Origin of the sequence: Antarcticirhabdus aurantiaca (assembly GCF_009765365.1) — a bacterium.
Lineage (GTDB): Bacteria > Pseudomonadota > Alphaproteobacteria > Rhizobiales > Rhizobiaceae > Antarcticirhabdus > Antarcticirhabdus aurantiaca.
The window spans coordinates 1-17,494 of the sequence record NZ_VTOM01000007.1 but is presented as its reverse complement, the minus strand read 5'-3'; the positions used below and the strand labels follow the sequence as shown (position 1 = coordinate 17,494).

Annotated in this window: 26 protein-coding genes; 11 read left to right on the top strand and 15 right to left on the bottom strand. The window is 66.0% G+C overall.

Features of this window, described 5'->3' with window-relative positions; all coding sequences use genetic code 11:
* Nucleotides 1-8: 8 nt before the first annotated feature.
* Both FZN60_RS09910 and FZN60_RS09905 read right to left on the bottom strand, forming a co-directional pair.
* Nucleotides 9-479: a hypothetical protein gene (locus FZN60_RS09910; protein WP_158873331.1), complete on the bottom strand. Its 471-nt coding sequence runs from the start codon at nucleotides 477-479 to the stop codon at nucleotides 9-11.
* Complete coding sequence (locus tag FZN60_RS09905) at nucleotides 479-682, bottom strand: hypothetical protein (protein WP_158873330.1); 204 nt, start codon at nucleotides 680-682, stop codon at nucleotides 479-481. Before FZN60_RS09905 ends, FZN60_RS09910 begins: the two co-directional genes overlap by 1 nt.
* 117 nt (nucleotides 683-799) lie before the next feature.
* On the opposite strand from FZN60_RS09905, the gene FZN60_RS09900 reads away from it, so the two are divergent.
* Entirely contained in the window at nucleotides 800-1,489 is a 690-nt protein-coding gene (locus tag FZN60_RS09900; protein ID WP_158873329.1) for a site-2 protease family protein, read from the top strand.
* 14 nt (nucleotides 1,490-1,503) lie between these two features.
* Here the strand turns inward: FZN60_RS09900 and FZN60_RS09895 are convergent, their stop codons facing one another.
* Nucleotides 1,504-1,785, bottom strand: a complete 282-nt coding sequence (locus FZN60_RS09895) for a hypothetical protein (protein ID WP_158873328.1) — start codon at nucleotides 1,783-1,785, stop codon at nucleotides 1,504-1,506.
* A gap of 128 nt (nucleotides 1,786-1,913) precedes the next feature.
* Between FZN60_RS09895 and FZN60_RS09890 the strand changes: the two genes are divergently transcribed.
* On the top strand, nucleotides 1,914-2,414 hold the full coding sequence (locus FZN60_RS09890; RefSeq protein WP_158873327.1) for a Ros/MucR family transcriptional regulator: 501 nt from the start codon (nucleotides 1,914-1,916) through the stop codon (nucleotides 2,412-2,414).
* A gap of 125 nt (nucleotides 2,415-2,539) precedes the next feature.
* On the opposite strand, the gene FZN60_RS09885 is transcribed toward FZN60_RS09890, so the two are convergent.
* The 6 genes from FZN60_RS09885 to FZN60_RS09860 all read right to left on the bottom strand — a co-directional run bounded on the left by FZN60_RS09885 (nucleotide 2,540) and on the right by FZN60_RS09860 (nucleotide 5,949).
* Nucleotides 2,540-2,749: a hypothetical protein gene (locus FZN60_RS09885; RefSeq protein ID WP_158873326.1), complete on the bottom strand. Its 210-nt coding sequence runs from the start codon at nucleotides 2,747-2,749 to the stop codon at nucleotides 2,540-2,542.
* Nucleotides 2,750-3,118: 369 nt separating this feature from the next.
* On the bottom strand, nucleotides 3,119-4,333 hold the full coding sequence (locus tag FZN60_RS09880; protein ID WP_158873325.1) for an AAA family ATPase: 1,215 nt from the start codon (nucleotides 4,331-4,333) through the stop codon (nucleotides 3,119-3,121).
* A 236-nt stretch (nucleotides 4,334-4,569) separates the two neighbouring features.
* On the bottom strand, nucleotides 4,570-4,947 hold the full coding sequence (locus FZN60_RS09875; protein ID WP_158873324.1) for a hypothetical protein: 378 nt from the start codon (nucleotides 4,945-4,947) through the stop codon (nucleotides 4,570-4,572).
* A gap of 2 nt (nucleotides 4,948-4,949) precedes the next feature.
* Nucleotides 4,950-5,600 (bottom strand): hypothetical protein, encoded by a 651-nt coding sequence (locus tag FZN60_RS09870; RefSeq protein WP_210253414.1) that lies wholly within the window; start codon nucleotides 5,598-5,600, stop codon nucleotides 4,950-4,952.
* Nucleotides 5,600-5,785 (bottom strand): helix-turn-helix transcriptional regulator, encoded by a 186-nt coding sequence (locus FZN60_RS09865; protein ID WP_158873322.1) that lies wholly within the window; start codon nucleotides 5,783-5,785, stop codon nucleotides 5,600-5,602. Before FZN60_RS09865 ends, FZN60_RS09870 begins: the two co-directional genes overlap by 1 nt.
* Nucleotides 5,782-5,949, bottom strand: a complete 168-nt coding sequence (locus tag FZN60_RS09860) for a hypothetical protein (RefSeq protein ID WP_158873321.1) — start codon at nucleotides 5,947-5,949, stop codon at nucleotides 5,782-5,784. Before FZN60_RS09860 ends, FZN60_RS09865 begins: the two co-directional genes overlap by 4 nt.
* A gap of 67 nt (nucleotides 5,950-6,016) precedes the next feature.
* Here FZN60_RS09860 and FZN60_RS09855 point away from each other — a divergent pair, with 67 nt between their 5' ends.
* Entirely contained in the window at nucleotides 6,017-6,481 is a 465-nt protein-coding gene (locus tag FZN60_RS09855) for a hypothetical protein (protein ID WP_158873320.1), read from the top strand.
* Here FZN60_RS09855 and FZN60_RS09850 read toward each other — a convergent pair.
* A complete protein-coding gene (locus tag FZN60_RS09850) occupies nucleotides 6,450-7,634 on the bottom strand; it encodes a tyrosine-type recombinase/integrase (protein WP_158873319.1) in 1,185 nt (394 codons plus the stop codon). The genes FZN60_RS09855 and FZN60_RS09850 overlap by 32 nt on opposite strands.
* An 857-nt stretch (nucleotides 7,635-8,491) precedes the next feature.
* On the opposite strand from FZN60_RS09850, the gene FZN60_RS09845 reads away from it, so the two are divergent.
* The 3 genes from FZN60_RS09845 to FZN60_RS09835 all read left to right on the top strand — a co-directional run bounded on the left by FZN60_RS09845 (nucleotide 8,492) and on the right by FZN60_RS09835 (nucleotide 9,574).
* The gene (locus FZN60_RS09845) at nucleotides 8,492-8,635 is read left to right on the top strand and encodes a DUF1127 domain-containing protein (RefSeq protein WP_158873318.1); all 144 of its coding nucleotides are present in this window, start codon (nucleotides 8,492-8,494) and stop codon (nucleotides 8,633-8,635) included.
* Nucleotides 8,636-8,800: 165 nt separating this feature from the next.
* Nucleotides 8,801-9,220 carry an OsmC family protein gene (locus FZN60_RS09840; protein WP_158873317.1) on the top strand — a complete coding sequence of 140 codons (420 nt, stop codon included), beginning with the start codon at nucleotides 8,801-8,803 and terminating at the stop codon, nucleotides 9,218-9,220.
* Between the two features lie 150 nt (nucleotides 9,221-9,370).
* A complete protein-coding gene (locus FZN60_RS09835; RefSeq protein WP_158873316.1) occupies nucleotides 9,371-9,574 on the top strand; it encodes a hypothetical protein in 204 nt (67 codons plus the stop codon).
* A gap of 194 nt (nucleotides 9,575-9,768) precedes the next feature.
* Here the strand turns inward: FZN60_RS09835 and FZN60_RS09830 are convergent, their stop codons facing one another.
* The 3 genes from FZN60_RS09830 to FZN60_RS09820 all read right to left on the bottom strand — a co-directional run bounded on the left by FZN60_RS09830 (nucleotide 9,769) and on the right by FZN60_RS09820 (nucleotide 11,550).
* The gene (locus tag FZN60_RS09830; RefSeq protein ID WP_158873315.1) at nucleotides 9,769-10,254 is read right to left on the bottom strand and encodes an Lrp/AsnC family transcriptional regulator; all 486 of its coding nucleotides are present in this window, start codon (nucleotides 10,252-10,254) and stop codon (nucleotides 9,769-9,771) included.
* 64 nt (nucleotides 10,255-10,318) lie between these two features.
* Complete coding sequence (locus FZN60_RS09825; protein WP_158873314.1) at nucleotides 10,319-10,942, bottom strand: uracil-DNA glycosylase family protein; 624 nt, start codon at nucleotides 10,940-10,942, stop codon at nucleotides 10,319-10,321.
* Nucleotides 10,939-11,550 (bottom strand): glutathione S-transferase, encoded by a 612-nt coding sequence (locus FZN60_RS09820; protein ID WP_158873313.1) that lies wholly within the window; start codon nucleotides 11,548-11,550, stop codon nucleotides 10,939-10,941. Before FZN60_RS09820 ends, FZN60_RS09825 begins: the two co-directional genes overlap by 4 nt.
* 139 nt (nucleotides 11,551-11,689) lie before the next feature.
* On the opposite strand from FZN60_RS09820, the gene FZN60_RS09815 reads away from it, so the two are divergent.
* The 3 genes from FZN60_RS09815 (at nucleotide 11,690) to FZN60_RS09805 (ending at nucleotide 14,224) form a co-directional block, all read left to right on the top strand.
* Complete coding sequence (locus tag FZN60_RS09815) at nucleotides 11,690-13,198, top strand: sensor histidine kinase (protein ID WP_158873312.1); 1,509 nt, start codon at nucleotides 11,690-11,692, stop codon at nucleotides 13,196-13,198.
* 75 nt (nucleotides 13,199-13,273) lie between these two features.
* The gene (locus tag FZN60_RS09810) at nucleotides 13,274-13,525 is read left to right on the top strand and encodes a DUF1289 domain-containing protein (RefSeq protein ID WP_158873311.1); all 252 of its coding nucleotides are present in this window, start codon (nucleotides 13,274-13,276) and stop codon (nucleotides 13,523-13,525) included.
* A gap of 6 nt (nucleotides 13,526-13,531) precedes the next feature.
* Nucleotides 13,532-14,224 carry a retropepsin-like aspartic protease family protein gene (locus tag FZN60_RS09805; RefSeq protein ID WP_158873310.1) on the top strand — a complete coding sequence of 231 codons (693 nt, stop codon included), beginning with the start codon at nucleotides 13,532-13,534 and terminating at the stop codon, nucleotides 14,222-14,224.
* Here the strand turns inward: FZN60_RS09805 and dusA are convergent, their stop codons facing one another.
* The gene (dusA, locus tag FZN60_RS09800; RefSeq protein ID WP_158873309.1) at nucleotides 14,225-15,238 is read right to left on the bottom strand and encodes a tRNA dihydrouridine(20/20a) synthase DusA; all 1,014 of its coding nucleotides are present in this window, start codon (nucleotides 15,236-15,238) and stop codon (nucleotides 14,225-14,227) included.
* Nucleotides 15,239-15,629: 391 nt separating this feature from the next.
* Between dusA and FZN60_RS09795 the strand changes: the two genes are divergently transcribed.
* Nucleotides 15,630-16,031 carry a hypothetical protein gene (locus FZN60_RS09795; protein ID WP_158873308.1) on the top strand — a complete coding sequence of 134 codons (402 nt, stop codon included), beginning with the start codon at nucleotides 15,630-15,632 and terminating at the stop codon, nucleotides 16,029-16,031.
* Between the two features lie 211 nt (nucleotides 16,032-16,242).
* On the opposite strand, the gene FZN60_RS09790 is transcribed toward FZN60_RS09795, so the two are convergent.
* The gene (locus FZN60_RS09790) at nucleotides 16,243-16,554 is read right to left on the bottom strand and encodes a hypothetical protein (protein WP_158873307.1); all 312 of its coding nucleotides are present in this window, start codon (nucleotides 16,552-16,554) and stop codon (nucleotides 16,243-16,245) included.
* A 555-nt stretch (nucleotides 16,555-17,109) separates the two neighbouring features.
* On the opposite strand from FZN60_RS09790, the gene FZN60_RS09785 reads away from it, so the two are divergent.
* Nucleotides 17,110-17,494, top strand: a 385-nt coding sequence (locus FZN60_RS09785) for a pilus assembly protein TadG-related protein (RefSeq protein WP_199266534.1), incomplete at its 3' end; no start/stop codon positions are given.

The window sequence follows — 17,494 nt, the reverse complement described above, 5'->3', positions numbered from 1 at the left end:
GCTGCCCATCAGCGGCGCGCCTGCGTCTGCGTCTGGCCAGTCTTCCTGGCAACGACGTCGTCCATCATCCTGGCCAGGGTGCCGCGGTTCGCCTTCTCGGCTTCGAGCTCCTCGGGCGTCTGCAGGCCGAACTGCTTGCGCATGCTGGCCGCGAGGTCGAAGCGCAGCGGCTTGGCGGGTTCGGGAGCGGCAGGACCAGGGCATCCGGCATCGTACAGGCTGTTGGTCGTGGCCGTCGGTCTGGCGGCAGCACCGGCGGGAGGCGCGTCGGGAAGCGGGACGAGCTGCAGCGACGAAATGGCGTTGAAGGCGCGGCTGCCATCCTCATAGCCCGCTTGCCGGAAGTGGCTATCGTCCGCTTCCTCGATCCGGACCCCGGCTGAGGCCATGGCCTTCCGGAAGCTCGCGGGGTTGCCGACGTGGGCGAAGATGCGGCGCGAGCCATCCGGATAGGCGGCGACGAAGTTGCTGCCGGCCATCAGGCAGCCCTCCCGAGCTCAGGCAGATCGCCGGCACGGAAGACGCCGGGGAAGTCGGCGCCCGAGCGCTTCAGCTTCTCGGCGGCAGCGGTGATGCAGAACTCGTTGGGGGTGATGCCGGCGCGGTTGGCCTGGTCGAAGAGCGCGTCGCGGAACTCACGCGTGACGCGAGCGCCGTTCAGGAAGAGTTGGGCTGAAGCCATGGATGCCTCCGTTGATGGAGGCAGTGGAGCACGCGCGCGAGGGCACGTTCAGTGGACACGTCCGGACATGTTCGGCCATGTGGGCAGCCTTGACTGCTATCGAAGGAGATCAGCCTCTTGGACGCTGCCAGCATCGCCTACACGGCATCGACGTGGATCATCCCCATCCTGCTGGCCATCACCTTCCACGAGGCAGCGCACGCTTACGCTGCCTGGAAGCTCGGCGACGACACCGCGTTTCTGTTGGGGCGCGTGACCTTCAACCCGCTGAAGCACGTCGATCCGCTCGGCACCATCATCCTACCCGCCATCCTGCTCGTGACGAGAGCGCCGTTCCTGTTCGGCTGGGCCAAGCCCGTACCGGTCGCCTTTGGCCGCCTACGCCATCCTCGCAGCGGCATGGCGCTGGTGGCAGTCGCTGGACCCGTCACGAACATCGTACTGGCGATCGTCTCGGCCCTGCTCTTGCGCACCATGGACGCTTTGCCTGACGCGTGGGTGCCCTGGGCCGTGCAGACGCTTTACCAGTCGATCCTGCTGAACCTCGTGTTGGCCGTGTTCAACATGATCCCGTTGCCGCCGCTCGACGGAAGCCGGATCCTGATGAGCGTCCTACCCGCGCCTCTGGCGCGTCCCTATGCCAAGCTCGAGCGCCACGGCTTCCTGATCCTTCTGGCCGTCGTGCTGTTGTTGCCGGCACTCGGCCGGCAGCTCGGCATGGATCTGAACCCGTTCGGCTGGGTGGTCGGCGGCGCGCTGGCCTGGCTCACCCCGTTGTTCCTGGAGCTCGGCGGCATCAGCCGCTGAGTGACCGAAACTCATCATCCCAGTCCGAGATGCTCTGCATATCGGCGCACCCGTTCGCACGAGAACTCGCCGCGCCGAAGCGCCTCGATGGCTTCCGTGTCGCCGTAGCGCTTGGCTTCGAGCGCGACAGCGGAGATCTCCCAAGGCGCGGACGGCTCAGCTCGGCGCCCTATGCCATCCCTCCGGCACCAGCGCGCGATTGTCTTCTCGGAGCGTCCGCTGCGGAAGCACGCCTCCTTCAGCGAGATCACTTCGGCGTCGCGCATGAGAACAGGAAGCGCTGCACCGCCCTTCATTGCTGTGCATCTCCCCTTGACAGAAGCACGTCGAAGATTGATGCGATGAGATCAGTATCAGCGCTGCTGACGATCGCATTCAGAGCAACCTGATCAATGTCTCCATTTAGAACGATTGGATTAGATCCGTGAGTGACGCTCTCGACCTCCGCATCGACGCGGTGGCGGAAATCATCGCCGCCTACGTCAGCAACAACCAGGTGCCTGCCAACGAGCTGCCGGGCCTGATCAGCAATGTCCGCGCGGCGCTGGAGGGCACTGCTGGCGCTGCTCAGACGGCTCCCGAAGCTGAGCCTGAGCCTCTGGTCCCGGCTGTGCCGATCAAGAAGTCGATCACGCCGGACTACCTGATCAGCCTCGAGGACGGAAAGAAGTTCAAGTCGCTCAAGCGCTATCTGCAAACGAGCCACAGCATGACGCCGGACGATTACCGCAAGAAGTGGGGCCTCCCGTCCGACTACCCGATGGTGGCGCCGAACTACGCCGCTGCCCGCTCGGAGCTTGCCAGGAGCATGGGCCTCGGCCGGAAGCGTACTGAGGCTCCCTCGATCGAGGCTGAGCCCGAGCCCGCGCCCGTGGCTGAAGCTCCGAAGGCGAAGCGCGGCCGTGCAAAGAAGGCGTCTGCCTGACCCATCCTGATCGATGCCGCCGATGGTGACTGCAGCGCGTAGATCGCTGCAGGCCATGAGGCGGCGTCGCCTCCCGTCTCCAGCCTGATCGACCGAGCAGCGCGCATGCTGCTCGGCTGAGGCGCCTACTCTTCCTCGCCGGCGATCTGGCGCAGGATGATGACTAACGCCGGACCGTTCGGACGCGTGCTCGCCGACTCGATCGCGCCGGCGAAGATGCCTTCCACCTCCATCTGGCTGAGCGTCTCGGTGCGCAGTAGCGTCGCGATCAGATGCTGCTGCAGCATGATGCTCGCCTCTGTGAGGTCTACGAGCTTGTGGCTGGTCTGGCTCATGGTCCGCTCCTCGGATGATGAAGGGCCGGCATATAGGCGCTTGAAGCGCCTCTGCCTTCGAAGGCGCACGGTCCGACCTGCCATGGATGGGCCCGGCATCGTCGAGGCCCTCAGCCCGAGAGCCGCCCTCGTCGCAATGCAGCGGCATGCAAGCCGTCCAGCGGCTGCTCGCCTTTTTCTTCCTTCCCCACCCTGCGCCATGCGCTGCGGCCCCTCTTGGGCCGCGCAAGCGCATATGGGGGTATGGGGGATAAAACACACAGGTACTAAGCAGGGGGATACGCAGGGTAAGCAGGGGGTTAGGCAGGGGGGTACGCACCGGATAGGCAGGGGGGTACGCAGGGTTACGCAGGGGGGTACGCAGCGGCCTCAAGACACGACCTCGATGCGCTTGTACCCTCGACCATAAACCACAGTGCGGATGCGCTCCTGAGCGAAGAGGCGCTGCATGGCCTTCGCGAAAGATTTATTCGTGATCCCCTCGGCTCTTTCGTCCTTGGCAAACTTGGTCGGTGCGTAGGTCGGCCCTGCATCGGCCACGTTGCGGCCTTCAGCCTGGTAGGCTGCGAGGATCTCCAGGAATTTGTCATCGACGCGCTGGTTGGCCTCCGCCGCCGTCTCGGCCGCCTTGGACGACGCAGGCGCCATGTCCGCCAGGATCACGTCGGGCACCAGGACGCCGTCGCGCCAGCGTAAGCGCATGGCGTTGCCCGTCTGCCCGTAGTTGATCTTCTTGGTGGTCAGCACCCGCGCGTCGGGATCGGGCTCGACGAAGCGCCGATTGTCTCCCCTGCCGCGCCACTCGAAGACGCGCTCCAGATAGAGGCGCGACCGAACGCTGTTGCTCCACGCCGTCGAGCCCGAGGTGCCCGTGCCGCTCGATATGCCGGCGGCTGAGGGATGGGCGAGACAGAGGACCGTGGAACCGTGGGCGAGAGAAAGGCGGCGCAGAAGGCCAACGAACTGGCGGGCCTGGCTGCGCACGTTCTCGTCGCCGCCGAAGAGGTCGGCCAGGGTGTCGAGCACGACAAGTGACGGCGAGGTGCGCTCGATGGTTCGCTCCAGAGCGCCGAAGAGGCCGGTCGGCTCGATCATGCGGGTGTCGGGGTTGAAGATGCCCAGGAGGGCGTCCTCCCCGACCTTCGCATTGATCTTGAGGTTCGCGAGATCCGACGTTGCGATCCCCTCGGTGCGGCAGATATCCTCGAGGCGGCGGTGCACCTCGCCCTCGTCGTCCTCGGCCGTCATGAAGATGACGGGCCCAGACTGCGCGATCGGCTGATCCAGCCAGGAGCGGGCCGTTACTGTGGCGACGGCGAGCTGCAGGGCCGCTAGACTCTTGCCCGTCCCGCCATCGCCGAAAAGCAGCGTCGGCAGGCCCGCGGGGATGATGCCGGGCACGTGCCAGGCGAGTGGCGGCGCCTCGGTGGCGAGCAGATCGCCCGCCCCGACGAGGTCGAACTCGGGAGCCTGCTCACCCTCGGTGCCGACCAGGACGTGGCTGTTGGGTATGGTCCTCGACAGCTCCTCGGCGATCGCGATGCCCTGCTTCAGGTCGTTGCAGGGATAGACCCGCAGCAGCATCCCGTTGCCGAAGATGTTGATCTCGAAGGTGGTCGCGTACTGATCCCACGTGTTCTTCTTGGTCGAAGAATTGACATGGAGGACGATCTCCCATCCTCGCTCGATCGCGCCTCGTAGTCCGGGCGCCATCTGCAGCGCGAGGGCGCGGTCGTTCTGGAGGATCTCCTTGTTGTCGTCGGGAGGGGCGAGGGAATAGGCATTCCGTCGCCAAAGCGCGGGAAGCTTGGGCGTCGCCATCAGTGCACCCCGCGCGTCGACGAGAGGTACGCGATGATTTCGTCGCGTCGGGCCGACCGGTCCATCGCTGCATCGAGCCGAAGGGCATAGGCGTTCCAGGAAGCCGAGATCGGCTCCTCCGGCATGCCCCTGTACCAGAGAGCCCGTCCGCCATGATTGCCTACGGCGAAGCGATAGCCGAGCGCCTCCATACCGCCGATGTAGTCGGCGACGGGGAGTGGATCCGGCAGAGCAATACGGGCTGCGTTCCAGCGGGATGTGAAGCAGACGATCCGTCCATCCGATACGATCGGCACGCATGTGCCAGTGCGACAAAAGGCGGCGAGGAACTCCAGAACGACCGCGGACTGGCGGCTCAGGATGTTGACGTGCGTCATCGTCACGCCTCCAACCCCGAGGCTAGGGCCGAGATCTTCGCCCTGAAGACGTCTCGAGCGCTGCTCGCGAAATCTTCCGTCTCGACGACCATCTGCATCGCGAGGTCGCGAGCGGTGGTCGGCTGATGGGCGGTGATCGTCTCCTGTAGGAGGAGATACTCCGAATAGCAGGTCGCCCAAGCGGCAGGCTCCATCTCCTCGTCGGACTTGTCCGCCAGGGCTCGCCACCGCTCGTAGAGCGCACCGATCGCAGTCCGGCGGGGTGAGGGCTTGTGAGGCCGTGGTCGGGTATCGAAGATGATCTCCGGCCCCGTCGACTTTGCGTGCCGATCGACCCGCACCATCACGGCGGGCAGGCCGACTAGGCGATGGCCGGCGACGAACGGCTCGCCTGCGACCGAGAAGACCGTGATGGACCCGTCGCTGTCGATCATGGCCCGAAGAGGGCCGACGTCGCAGGCGACAAGGGTGGCCTGGAGCTCGGCGAGCATCTGCTCGACCTGGGCGGCCAGCGGGTGACTTGCCGGCACCGCGGGCGCGGTGGTATCGCTACGGCTGACCATAGCTTTCTCCTGGTAGGGATGGTTGGGGTCATGGCTCGGCGTCGAGGTGGCAGCCTCTGCCGGGCCTTTTCTTTGCGGACGAGCGCGCATCAAGGCGCCCTCCTCTCGCCCGCCGCTTTAACGGCAGCGAGGATCTCCGACTGTGGCCAGCGCGAGAGGCCGCCGAGCTTCACTGGCTTGGGCAACGTGCCGTCCGCCATTCTGCGGTACAGGGACGCCTGGCTAATGCGCAGGATCGTGCCGACTTCGCGTGCGGTGAGAAGGGGATCGGTCATGGGCGGGCCTCATTGGGCTCTGCCGTTTTCGCCCTCATCGCCGCACGTATTGCGCTGACGATCTGCGCATTTTTCGATGTGAAGTTGCAGCGCGCTTCCTTTTCGAGGAACTCGGCCGCATCACCGGGCAATCGGACGGTCATGCGGATCTCGCTATTGTCCATGACAAAACCTCCTGTTCACCAAATTCGTGAAAAGGCGTAGCACGCACCAAATTAGTGCGCAACACTGATGGTGGATTTTTTCACGGATTTGGTGTCATGTGCCGATATGGCAAAGCAAGACGACTACGTTCGCTATACGATCCGGGTCCCGGCCTCTCTCTATTCGGCCCTACAGGGAGCTGCTGGAGAAAAGTCGATCAATGCTGAGATCATCAACAGGCTTCAGAACAGTCTTCACCGAGGAGGAGCCGGATCCTTCAGTATCTGGCTACCGTCCGACGTTTTGGCGCGCGTTCTGGATCAAGCGGAACGCCGCGAAGAGGATCCGAACGTCTTGATCCTTGAAGCAATCGAGAAAGCGTATCCTCCGCCGCCTACACTTGCGGGAACTCTGGAAGCCATGGCCGACAAAATCGCCTTTCGGCCCGGCAAGAGGACCGAGGAGGAAGAGACCTTCCTCTCATACGTGGAGGAATACATCCGGAAACCGAAGGCGGCTGCTACTCCGCGGCCTTGGGGCCAGAAAAAGTAGACCGGACCCAAGCCGCCCAGGCTTCCATCACCTCGCGCCGCTGATCGAGGTAGTCGGTTCTGCGGTAGGCTCGCTCTACCGAACCGCCGACCACATGGCCGAGCACCGTCTCGGCGACGGCGAAGGGCGTCTTCGCCTCCACCTCCATCCAGTCTCGCAGCGACGAGCGAAACCCATGTGGCCGGTATTCCAGCCCAGCGCGCTGCATGTGCATGGCCATCGTCATATCGGAGATGACGCCGCGCATTTGGCTCGGAAAGAGGTAGTCGTCGCGAGCATGGCGCCGCGCGGCTTCGATCACCTCCAGAGCCTCCGCTGACAGCGGCACGCGGAAGTCCTCAGTCGCATCCCGCAACCCCTTCATCGCCTCGCCTGGGATCGTCCACACGCTTCCGCTGATCTGGCTCTCATGCATATGGCGAAGCGGGCCCGATCGAACGCCGGTGAGGATCAGGAGGCGAAGAGCGAGGTGGGTGACGGATCCGGCGTCCAGCGCGGCATAGTAGGCGGGCACCTCCTGCCAGGGCATGGCCGGTATGTTCTTCGCCTTGTGGCGGGATTTGCCGAGAAGCGCACGAGCCTTCTCCGCCACCTGAAGATCGACGTTGAGGCCGAGGGCCGCCGCATGCTTCAGGCAGATGGATAGGCGGTTGAGCGCCTTCCTCGCCGTCTCGGCCTTGGTGTGCCAGATGGGCGCCAGGGCGTCTCGGACATCCTTCTGGTCGAGATCGGCAACCGGCACCTTGCCGAGCTTCGGCAGAACGTGGTGCTCCAAGGGCGAGAACCATCGGCCGGCCACGCCATCACCCTTGAGCTCGGCCTTGCGCGCCTCAAAGGCGTCGAGCGCGATGTCCTTCAGCAGATGGATGTTCTTGGCCGCCTCCCGCTTCTGGCGGTCTCTCTCCTTAATCGGATCCCTGCCCGCTCGGACTTCGGCGCGGTGCTGCTCCGCCGCCTGGCGGGCCTCCTTGAGCGACACGGGCGGGGTCGCGCCCAATCCCATCTCGCGACGTCGACCATGGATGGTGTAGCGCAAGACCCACTGGGCACCGCCGTCCTCGCGTTTGTGGAGCCATAGGCCGGCTCCGTCGGCATGCTTGCCGGGGCCAAGGGTCAGCACCGCTCGGGCACTCAAACGGTTCATCGCTCGCATCTTTGCCCGCCTCCAGGAGGCAGGATCAATCCCCCTCCCAATCCACCTTTCGCGCTGCGCTCGGGTGCGATTTCATGAGAGAAGATGGAACAGAACGAAACAGGAAGATCAAGCTATCTCAGAGGCTTCGAGATACGATGATTGTGGATGAGAAGCGGAGCGATAACAATGTGATGCCGCCCCTGGGCACCACAGCACTCCCAAACGCATAATTCGACAACATAGTCAGCGCTTCTGAGCGCATCTTGATGCCCTGCCTTGATCAACCATTGTTTGGGAGATCGGGCGATGGGCTTGGCGTGATGTGGATGATTGTCCGTGACGCCCCGTGAGTCTCCGAGGCTCGTCGTTCAGCCGAACGTGGCAGAGGGCGACGCTCGGACGGCCGGCTGTCCACGGTGCCGCCGAGGCTGAACACCCGCGAGTTCACGCCCTTGGCTTCGAGGTCCTGGACCATCACCAGAGACTGACGCTGAGCAAGCGAGCCGATCCACCTTCCGCGACAACCAGCCCATCTCCCTTACGACCGAACTTGATGGCGGGTTGCAGCTCGGCGCGGACGGCAACGGTGGCGGCCGCTCGGCATACACCTCGTCGCACCCCGCGGAGCCGAGGCCCCTCACCTGAGCTTCGAGGCCGGCTTCCTGTTGGAGGGTGGAGGCGCAAGCCTGGCCGACGAGCATGGAACACAGCCGATCTCGCATGTCTGCCGCGCTCAAGCGACATAGCTCGTAACGCTAGGCCACCCATGCGTTTCCCGAACTACTGCCGGAGGATCGGAAGTCATAGATAGCGAGTGTCGAAAGAAACGAAGACCAACGGCCTCCAACGACGAGGGGCCACCACTGGATAGACCCATGAACATCGCCCGCACTCTTCGCAACATCCGCTCCTATCGCGCCACGCTCAACGAGCTGTCGAGCCTCTCGCAGCGTGAGCTTGCCGACATCGGCATCAGCCGCGCCGACATCCCGGCTCTTGCCCGTCGGTCGGTCCGCTAACGCGCGCCCGCCTTCGCCCGATCGTTCGGGCTGAGGCACCTCCGACACATCGACGTGTCAGCTTCGAGCGCCCTCCGGTCCGTCCGTTGGGCGCTTTCGTTTGTGTCGCGCTGGGGCCGGCGGCAAAGTAGGCTCCCCGACGAGGCCATCGAGGAGGCTTGAGCCATGGTCGCGATGACGGTGGAGCTTCGCAATGTCGAGGGCACTGAGGCCGCGCTCGGTTGGGCAGGCGGCCACACGATCGTCGTGGACCGACCGGAGGGACGCGCCGGCGGGCAAGGGCTCGGCTTCAACGGCGCCCAGCTTCTCGGCCTCGCCATCGGCGGCTGCTTCTGCAACGATCTGCGCTACACCGCCCATGCGGACGGCGTTCGCCTGGGCCGGATCGCCGTTACCGTCACGGTCGAACTGGACGGAGAACCGCTGCTCGCCACGTCGGCGACGATGACGGTCCTCTGCGAGACGCTCGATGGATCGGATCCTGCGCCCATCATCGAGCGGGCCAAGGCGACCTGCATGGTCTCCAACTCGCTGAAAGTCGGCATCCCGGTATCCATCCTGCCGCGGGCTCCAGAGCCGGCTTGAGGCAGAGGGCTCAGGCCATGCGGTGAAGCCTGCGTGCTGCGGTCGCTTCGGCAGCCTCCAGGGCGCGGGTTTCGCCATTCCGGCGACGAAGGCGTTGACTGATCGGCGATGCTCCGGCTAACCAGCCTGCCTTGAACAGAGGAAACAGGAATGCTCACAGAAGACATCATCACGAAGCGCCTGACGGGCATGTTCGGCAACGCGATCGCCGAAGAACTGGCGCGCGCTCTGGATGACATGGAAGCTGCGGAGTTCATGCCGATCTCGCGGCTGGTTGACGATCATGGCCTCGAAGCCGATATCACAGTCGGCGAGCTTCGCTCACTTGCTCTGCAGCAGACGATTATCTTCTGACGCACCAACTGCAATGATCTTCGCGACGTCCGGTCAGGTCTTCGCGAGGGACACGATACATCGGCGGTGATGGTGAGCATCGCCGACCCGGCGCCCGTCGTCGCGCGGCCGCGCGATCTCACCTGCCATGCTCTTGTTACGGCACGCAGCTCGCCGGCCTGGGCGGCATAGCGCCCCCGCCGCGGAGCCGCCGGTCAGGCGTCTCGCGGCTCCTTGTCGAGCAGCATGTAGTCGAGCGGCATTTCGGTCGTGTACTTGATCTGCTCCATCGCGAAGGACGAGGACACGTCGCGGATCTCGATCCGGGCGATCAGGCGCTTGTAGAAGGCGTCGTAGGCGGCGATGTCGGGGACCACCACGCGCAGGAGGTAGTCCACCTCGCCGCTCATCCGGTAGAACTCGATCACTTCCGGAAATTCGCCGACGACCTCCGCGAAGCGGCGCAGCCACTCGTTGGAATGCGAGTTGGTGCGGATCGAGACGAAGACGGTGACGCTGGCATTGACCTTGGTCGGATCGAGGATCGCGACCCGGCGCCGGATCACTCCCTCCTCCTCCAGCTTCTGGATGCGCCGCCAGCAGGGCGTCGTCGACAGGCCGACGCGCTTGGCGACGTCCGCCACCGCCATCGTCGCGTCCTCCTGAAGGAGCTTGAGGATCTTCTTGTCCAGCCGGTCCATGCGCGTCTCGTCTTCAATCCGCTCACAGCACTGACGAAAGCCGCGCCGCGTGGCAAGCGCCTTCTCAAACGAGGTCCGCGACGCGCTGCTTCAGCTCCGGCAGCAGATCCTCGGAAAACCAGGGATGGCGACGGATCCAGCCGTTGTTGCGCCAGGACGGGTGCGGCAGCGGCAGCACCGCCGGGCGCCCGTCCGGTCGCTGGCCGAGGATCGTCCGCCAGGCCGCCACCGTGTCGGTCAGCGAGAGCTGCCGCGCCAGCGCGTGGTGGAAGCGCTGCGCGTGATGGCCGATCGCCAGGATCAGCTCGACCTGCGGCATGGACGCCATGACCCGCTCGTGCCAGGCGGCTCTGCATTCCCGGCGCGGCGGCCGGTCGCCGCCATGGGCATCGTTGCCGGGAAAGCAGAAGCCCATCGGCACGATGGCGATCCGCGCGGGGTCGTAGAACACCTCCGGCGTCACCCCCATCCAGTCGCGCAGTCGCACGCCGGACGGGTCGTTGAAGGGCTTCGACGACTTGTCCGCGAGGTTGCCCGGCGCCTGCCCCGCGACGAGAAGGCGCGCCGTCGCGGACAGGACGAGGATCGGGTTCGGCTCGATCGGCAGCGGCGGCCCGCTCGGAGTGTCCCGACAGATGCGGCAGGCACGGATCGTCTCCTGCAGCGCGACCGGGTCCTCCCGGTTCACGCCGAAGCGCTCGGCCGCCCGCCGACCTCGCGGTGCCAGCGCGCGACGTTGGCGCAGTCCTCGGGCACCTGCAGCCGCGCCGGCTTCATGAAGTCCATGGCGACGAGGCCCGTGATGTCGGCGATCGAGTAGGTCTCGCCCGCCACGAAGCGGCTGTCGGCGAGGTGCGCATCGAGGATGCGCAGGAACTCGGGCACCTTGTCGCGGTTGGCCGCGGCCCATTCGGGCACCTGCGGCACCTCCCACTCCGCCATCGCCGGGTGGGTGTGGCGGAACACGGCGCCGACCGCGCCGAGGAGGTTCAGCTCCATGCGCCGGCTCCACATCTCGACCAGCGCCTTCTCCCTGGCGTCGCGACCGAACAGCGGCGGCTCGGGATGGGTTTCCTCGAAGTAGCGGCAGATCGCCACCGATTCGGCGATCGCCGTGCCGTCGTCGAGTTCGAGCACGGGCAGGCGCTTCAGCGGATTGAGGCGCGCGACCGCATCGTCGCGGTGGCCGAGGGCCGCCATGTCGACGGGCTCGAGGGGCACCTCGATGCCCTTTTCCGCCAGGAAGATGCGCACGCGCCGCGGATTGGGCGCCCGTCCGCCGTCGAAGAGCTTCATGCTGTCTCCTCCCTCGTCGCTGGCCGGCAGGCCGCCGGTGCGTCGCGATCGTTACAGGCTCTTAAGGCACTTTTTTAAGCTCTTCGAAACATGATGCGGCGGTCCGTTGCCACCCGTCCCGTCGCGATCGATCGAGTTCATGACCGTCGCAGCTCACGTCCGATACGACCATCCGATCGTCGATCGCGGCGCGCGCAAGCCGCGCGAGCGGGAGGTCGCCGTTGCCATTCGTGCGGCGCGCGAGCGCTTGTCGCGCAGCGGCTTCGCCAATCCGCGCTTCGAGCGCGAGCTCCTGATCCAGCACGCGACCGCCCTGCGCGCGGCGGCGACCGTCCTGCCCGTGCCGCTGCTCGGAACCGCCTTCGGCCTGTCGATCTTCACCGGCATGCGCCCGGCGCTGGCCTGGATCCTCCTCGCCGCCTTCGGCTGCATCGCCCTGCTTCTCGTGACGCGGCGTCTCCTCGCCCACGCGAAGGAGGCCTTCGATCCCCAGGCCTGGTCGCGCCGGCTGCTGGCCGGCCACGCGGCGATCGGGCTCTCCTGGGCCTATCTCGCGGCCGCCGACTGCGACAGCTGCGGCGCGCTGCAGTTCGACCTCTTCCAGTTCTCCATCCTGTTTCTCGCCGTCGCGCTGACGGCGATGGTGTCCTTCACGCTGAAGGGCGTCGTCTTCGTCGCCTTCGCGCCGGTGCTCCTCGTCCTGTTCGGGACGATGGCGACGCGGCCCGAGCCGGTTCTCCTGTCGATGGACGCGGTTCTGTGCGGCTCGCTGGCGATCTTCGCCCTCGTCGCCGAGCGGCTGCGGCGCAACGCGCTGGAGCGCCACCGGAATCAGGCCGAAAAGGACGAGCTCATCGCCGAGCTCGAAATGGCGCACGGCGCGTCCGAGGAAGCGCGCCTCCGCGCCGAGGAAGCCAACCTCGCCAAGTCCCGCTTCCTGGCCACGATGAGCCACGAGCTGCGCACGCCGCTCAACGCCATTCTCGGCTTTTCCGAGGTCATCACCAAGGAGATCCTCGGCCCCGTCGGCAACGCCACCTACAAGGAATACGTGTCCGACATCCACGCCTCGGGTAGCCACCTCCTCGACCTGATCAACGAGATCCTCGACCTGTCGCGCATCGAGGCGGGCCGCTACACGCTGAACGAGGACTCGATCGAGCTCGTGCGCGTGGCGCGCGACTGTTTGAGCTACGTCGACGTCAAGGCCAAGGCGAAGTCGATCACCTTCGACGCCCAGTTCGAGCCGGACCTGCCGGCGGTCTGGGCCGACGAGCGGGCGATCCGGCAGATCGTCCTGAACCTCCTGTCCAACGCCGTTAAGTTCACGCCCGCCGGCGGCAGCATCGTCCTGCGCGTCGGTTGGACGGCGGGCGGCGGGCAGTACATCGCGGTCCGCGACAACGGGCCCGGCATCCCGCCCGAGGAGATCCCGGTGGTCCTGTCCTCCTTCGGCCAGGGCTCCAACGCCATCAAGAGCGCCGAGCAGGGAACGGGCCTCGGCCTCCCCATCGTCCAGGCGCTGGTGAAGATGCACGACGGCGAGTTCCAGCTCCATTCGAAGCTGCGTCAGGGCACGGAAGCCATCGCTATCCTGCCGCATGCGCGCGTCCTCGAGGTGATGCCGGCGCTCGGTCCCGGTGCCTGAGCGGGTCGCGGCGCTCGACTTGTAGGCGCGCGCGCCTCTCTCTACATCCGGTGGAACCCACCTGCCCCGAGCCCGATGACCGCCCCGATCGAAAGTCCCTGCATCCTCGTCTGCGCCATCGATCCGGTGACGGGCTATTGTTTCGGCTGCGGGCGCACCGGCGCCGAGATCGGCGCGTGGCTCGGCCTGAACCCGGCCGAGCGGCGCGGCGTGATGGCGGACCTCCCCGCGCGCCTCGCCACGATCGAGCGCAAGCCCCGGCGCGAAACGCGGCGGACCCGGCTGCGCCGCGAGGCGGCCGCCGGCGACGGCGGCGGCGGAGCCTGAGCCGGAATGTTCGCGCTTCTTCTTCTCGTTGTCGGCGGCGCCGCCCTGCTCCTGCTGTCGATGGACGGCGGCTTTGCCGGGCTCGACGAGGGGCAGTTCGCCCATCTCGTTTACTTCGGCGCCTGGGGCCTGCTCATGGCCGGCGGCATCCTCGCCCTGTTTCGCGGCCGGCTCTTCGGCGCGCTGCGCGACCTGATGGTCTGGGGGCTCGTCTTCGTCGCGCTGATCGGCGTCTTCGCTTATTCGCACGAGCTGAAGGGCGTCGGCGACCGCGTCCTCGGGGTCCTCATGCCGGGCCGCGCGATCGAGGTCGCGGGGTCCGGCGGCACGCAGTACCGCGTGGTGCGCTCGGGCGACGACCACTTCCACGTCGAGGGCTCGATCGACGGGCGCCCCGTCACCTTCGTGGTCGATACCGGCGCCTCGATGATCGCGCTCGACACGGTCACCGCCGAGCGGCTCGGCATCGACACCGCGGGCCTGAACTACCGCGCCGACATCATGACCGCCAACGGCGTCGCCAAGGCGGCGATGGTCAAGCTGGACGAGGTGCGCATCGGCGGCATCGAACGGCGCAACGTCCAGGCGGCGATCACCGAGGGGCGGCTCCTCGGCGGCACCGTGCTTCTCGGGATGAGCTTCCTCAACACGCTGACCTCGTTCGACTTCCGCCGCGACACCCTCGTCCTCACCGATTGATCAGGCGGCCGCCCGGTCGAGGTCGAGCGCTGCGAAGGCGCGGAAGATCACCTCCGGCCCCGCCGCCGGCTTCACCGACTCCTCCGTCAGGATGCGCCGCCAGGCCCGCGCGCCGGGCCGGCCGGCGAACAGGCCGGTCATCGGCTTGGCCACGGCGGCCATGCGCCCGCCGCGCGCCAGGTGCCGCTCGGCGTAGTCTGCCATCACCGCCATCAGCGCGGGATAGTCGGGCGCCCTCGCCGGCTCGCCGAACACGGCCGCATCGACGCCGAAGAGCTCGTCCGGCGTGTTGTAGGCGGCACGCCCGAGCATCACCCCGTCCAGCCGATCGAGCTGCGGCAGCGCCGCGTCGAGGCTGCCGAGCCCGCCATTGAGCCCGACGAAGACGTCCGGCAGCCGCGCCTTCAGCCGGTGGACGCGCTCGTAGTCGAGCGGCGGAATCTCGCGGTTCTCGCGCGGCGACAGGCCCTGGAGCCAAGCCTTGCGGGCATGCACCCAGATCCCCGCCACGCCGGCCGCGACCGCGGCGTCGGCGAGCGCGTCGAGCGCTTCTTCCGTGTCCTGGTCGTCGACGCCGAGGCGGCACTTCACCGTGACCGGGACGTCGACGGCCTCCGCCATCGCCGCGAGGCATTCGCCGACCAGCGCCGGCTCGCGCATCAGGCACGCCCCGAAGGCGCCGGACTGCACCCGGTCCGAGGGACAGCCGACATTGAGGTTGATCTCGTCGTAGCCGTAGGACGCGCCGATCCGCGCGGCCTCGGCGAGCTTTGCCGGCTCCGAACCGCCGAGCTGCAGGGCCACCGGGTGCTCGGCCGCGTCGAAGCCGAGCAGCCTGTCGCGATCGCCGCGCAGCACCGCGTCCGCCACCACCATCTCGGTATAAAGCAGCGCATGCCGGGAGATCTGCCGATGAAAGAACCGGCAATGACGGTCCGTCCAGTCGATCATCGGCGCCACCGCGAAGCGGAAACGCTTGTAATCGCTGCGGTTCTTCTCGATCTTACCGGTCATGCGGGCTTCCAGGTCGTCGCGTCGTTGTCGCATTTACAGGAGTTTGCGGGCGTCCGTTCGCGCCTGTTACAGCAAAGCTGTACGCCAGACGCTCATGCTGTAGCGCACCCCTGCGGATCGAACGGGCACCATCCTGGAGCGGAAACGGAAGGACGGCACCACAGGCTACCACGCACAGATCGTCATCCGGCGCGACGGCACAATAGCACATCGCGAGACGAAGACGTTCGATCGCCGTCCGGCGGCCGCGGCCTGGATCAAGAAGCGGGAGCACGAGCTGGCCCGGCTCGGCGCGGTCGATTGGGCGAAGATCGATGACCCCACCCTCGCCGTCGCCATCCAGCGCTACATCGACGAATCGAGCAAGGCGATGGGTCGGACAAAGGCGGAGGTGCTCCGGACGATCCAGACGTACAGCATCGCCGAGAAGCGCTGCAGCGACATCACCAGCCCCGACCTGGTCGGCTTCGCGCAGGAACTCGCCCGCGGCCGCGCACCGCAGACGGTCGCGAACTACCTGGCTCACCTCGGCGCCGTGTTCGCCATCGCGCGCCCAGCATGGGGTTACCCTCTCGACGAAGGCGATGAAGGATACAGCCGTGGTGGCGAAGCGTCTCGGCGTGACCTCGAAGAGCCGGTAGCGCGATCAGCGGCCGACGCGCGAGAAGGTCGGCATGGGCAAGCTGGTCGCGGGTCTGAGAGCATGAAAAAACCCGCCGGGCGGGTGCCAAGCGGGTTTGAAAGATTTTCAAGCAATAAAATAGCGATTACTGATGATGAAACGCTATCCTAAGAGCCACAGTCGCCCTACCGTCTCCGGCTTTTGACAGGATGAACGGCATCCAGAAGCCATGCCAGAGCATTTCCAGCACAGGAAGCGACCTTCAACTCTATAAATCGAAAGGTATTTATCAATTCCCCCAAGAATATCCCCCAGGTTGCGAATGCACGTCTTAGGACACAGGGAAGATTGGCTGTAAAGCCCAATCCACCCGGCAACTTTGTCAAAAACTGCGCGCATTTTTAACAACGAGAGCCGAACTCGGTCCGATGCGCGTGGGATCGCTCCGGCAGAAGGCGTCTGCCTCCTCGTAGAGATCGACGACGGCCGACGTGGCGGTGGTGATGTCCGCGGCATTCCGGCCGGCGAAGTCGGGACCAAAGGTGTCCTCGGCCCAGGCACCTGGCGAGGCGAGAAGCACGAGCCAAGCCGCGGGGAGCGTGGACGCGCCGGCGATCATCCACGCTCCGGTCGATGTCGACACCGATGCCCCACAACGCACGCCGAGATGCCCGGCCGCGCATCCTTCGATCATGCTTAGCTGCACAAAGAATGAAGACGCTCGCGCGAACCGCGAGGTTCTGCTCGCTCGACGGCACCGAGGGAACGGGCGTGCCGGCCGTTCGTGGGGGGTCGAGCCGTCGATCGGCCCCGCGAGGACGCGCCTGTCGGCATCTCGCTTGTCGGGCGGTTGCCGCCGGTCGATCGATCAGGCCTAAGCGCGAAAAGATAGCTGGGCGTCCCTGGAGACGCCCAGCCATAGGCACCTGATCAGGAAGGGACGTAACCAACCAGGCGCTTCTCGAAATACGATGTGCGCCTGATAATCTGCCGCACATGAACGCTGGATGAACCCGAGCCTCACACGCACAGCACGCCGGAACGATCCGGCGCCCGGTAAGCGCATCGAAACAGGCCGGGGTCGATAAAGATGATTCTCAAAGCAGGGATTTGGCGGCCCAGATGCTTACAACTCATCCACCATATGGGCGCGCTTCGGTCGATTAGGGCCAATTCGCGCATTCATCCGAAGCAACTGCGTAAGGTTCTGCGGTGACATCATGCGACGGGCACCAAGCGTCAGGTCACGATGTCAGCAGCATCCTTCATCCGCAGCAAGCGCGGCAACATTGCCACGGCCTCTGCCCTCCTCGCGGTGCCGCTGATCTTCGCCATGGGTGCGGGCATCGACCTTTCGCGCGTCTGGACGGAACGCAGCAAGCTTCAAACGGCGGTGGACGGCGCCGCGCTCGCCGTCATGAAGAACGCGGCCTTCAAGCAGGCGGAAGCCGAGCGCCTCGCCGCCCGCATGCTGACGACGAACTTCGGCAGCAACTACCAGACCCTCGCCGTCACCTTCTCCGAGTTCGGCGCGACCGTCACCGCCCGGACGAAGGTCGACCTGACGCTCGCCAAGGTGCTCGGCTTCGAGAGTCTCGATGCCGGAGTGGCGGGCACGGCCGAGTATCCGCCGA

What these genes read in the sequence shown, in the direction of transcription:
- FZN60_RS09895 (WP_158873328.1), bottom strand. Translation starts at nt 1,785, where the DNA reads ATGAAGGGCGGTGCAGCGCTTCCTGTTCTCATGCGCGACGCCGAAGTG.
- FZN60_RS09810 (WP_158873311.1), top strand. Translation starts at nt 13,274, where the DNA reads ATGACCGCCCCGATCGAAAGTCCCTGCATCCTCGTCTGCGCCATCGAT.
- FZN60_RS09850 (WP_158873319.1), bottom strand. Translation starts at nt 7,634, where the DNA reads ATGCGAGCGATGAACCGTTTGAGTGCCCGAGCGGTGCTGACCCTTGGC.
- FZN60_RS09805 (WP_158873310.1), top strand. Translation starts at nt 13,532, where the DNA reads ATGTTCGCGCTTCTTCTTCTCGTTGTCGGCGGCGCCGCCCTGCTCCTG.
- FZN60_RS09885 (WP_158873326.1), bottom strand. Translation starts at nt 2,749, where the DNA reads ATGAGCCAGACCAGCCACAAGCTCGTAGACCTCACAGAGGCGAGCATC.
- FZN60_RS09875 (WP_158873324.1), bottom strand. Translation starts at nt 4,947, where the DNA reads ATGACGCACGTCAACATCCTGAGCCGCCAGTCCGCGGTCGTTCTGGAG.
- FZN60_RS09835 (WP_158873316.1), top strand. Translation starts at nt 9,371, where the DNA reads ATGCTCACAGAAGACATCATCACGAAGCGCCTGACGGGCATGTTCGGC.
- FZN60_RS09855 (WP_158873320.1), top strand. Translation starts at nt 6,017, where the DNA reads ATGGTGGATTTTTTCACGGATTTGGTGTCATGTGCCGATATGGCAAAG.
- FZN60_RS09840 (WP_158873317.1), top strand. Translation starts at nt 8,801, where the DNA reads ATGGTCGCGATGACGGTGGAGCTTCGCAATGTCGAGGGCACTGAGGCC.
- FZN60_RS09845 (WP_158873318.1), top strand. Translation starts at nt 8,492, where the DNA reads ATGAACATCGCCCGCACTCTTCGCAACATCCGCTCCTATCGCGCCACG.
- FZN60_RS09830 (WP_158873315.1), bottom strand. Translation starts at nt 10,254, where the DNA reads ATGGACCGGCTGGACAAGAAGATCCTCAAGCTCCTTCAGGAGGACGCG.
- FZN60_RS09910 (WP_158873331.1), bottom strand. Translation starts at nt 479, where the DNA reads ATGGCCGGCAGCAACTTCGTCGCCGCCTATCCGGATGGCTCGCGCCGC.
- FZN60_RS09820 (WP_158873313.1), bottom strand. Translation starts at nt 11,550, where the DNA reads ATGAAGCTCTTCGACGGCGGACGGGCGCCCAATCCGCGGCGCGTGCGC.
- dusA (WP_158873309.1), bottom strand. Translation starts at nt 15,238, where the DNA reads ATGACCGGTAAGATCGAGAAGAACCGCAGCGATTACAAGCGTTTCCGC.
- FZN60_RS09880 (WP_158873325.1), bottom strand. Translation starts at nt 4,333, where the DNA reads ATGCTGCTGCGGGTCTATCCCTGCAACGACCTGAAGCAGGGCATCGCG.
- FZN60_RS09790 (WP_158873307.1), bottom strand. Translation starts at nt 16,554, where the DNA reads ATGATCGAAGGATGCGCGGCCGGGCATCTCGGCGTGCGTTGTGGGGCA.
- FZN60_RS09870 (WP_210253414.1), bottom strand. Translation starts at nt 5,600, where the DNA reads ATGCGCGCTCGTCCGCAAAGAAAAGGCCCGGCAGAGGCTGCCACCTCG.
- FZN60_RS09815 (WP_158873312.1), top strand. Translation starts at nt 11,690, where the DNA reads ATGACCGTCGCAGCTCACGTCCGATACGACCATCCGATCGTCGATCGC.
- FZN60_RS09905 (WP_158873330.1), bottom strand. Translation starts at nt 682, where the DNA reads ATGGCTTCAGCCCAACTCTTCCTGAACGGCGCTCGCGTCACGCGTGAG.
- FZN60_RS09860 (WP_158873321.1), bottom strand. Translation starts at nt 5,949, where the DNA reads ATGGACAATAGCGAGATCCGCATGACCGTCCGATTGCCCGGTGATGCG.
- FZN60_RS09865 (WP_158873322.1), bottom strand. Translation starts at nt 5,785, where the DNA reads ATGACCGATCCCCTTCTCACCGCACGCGAAGTCGGCACGATCCTGCGC.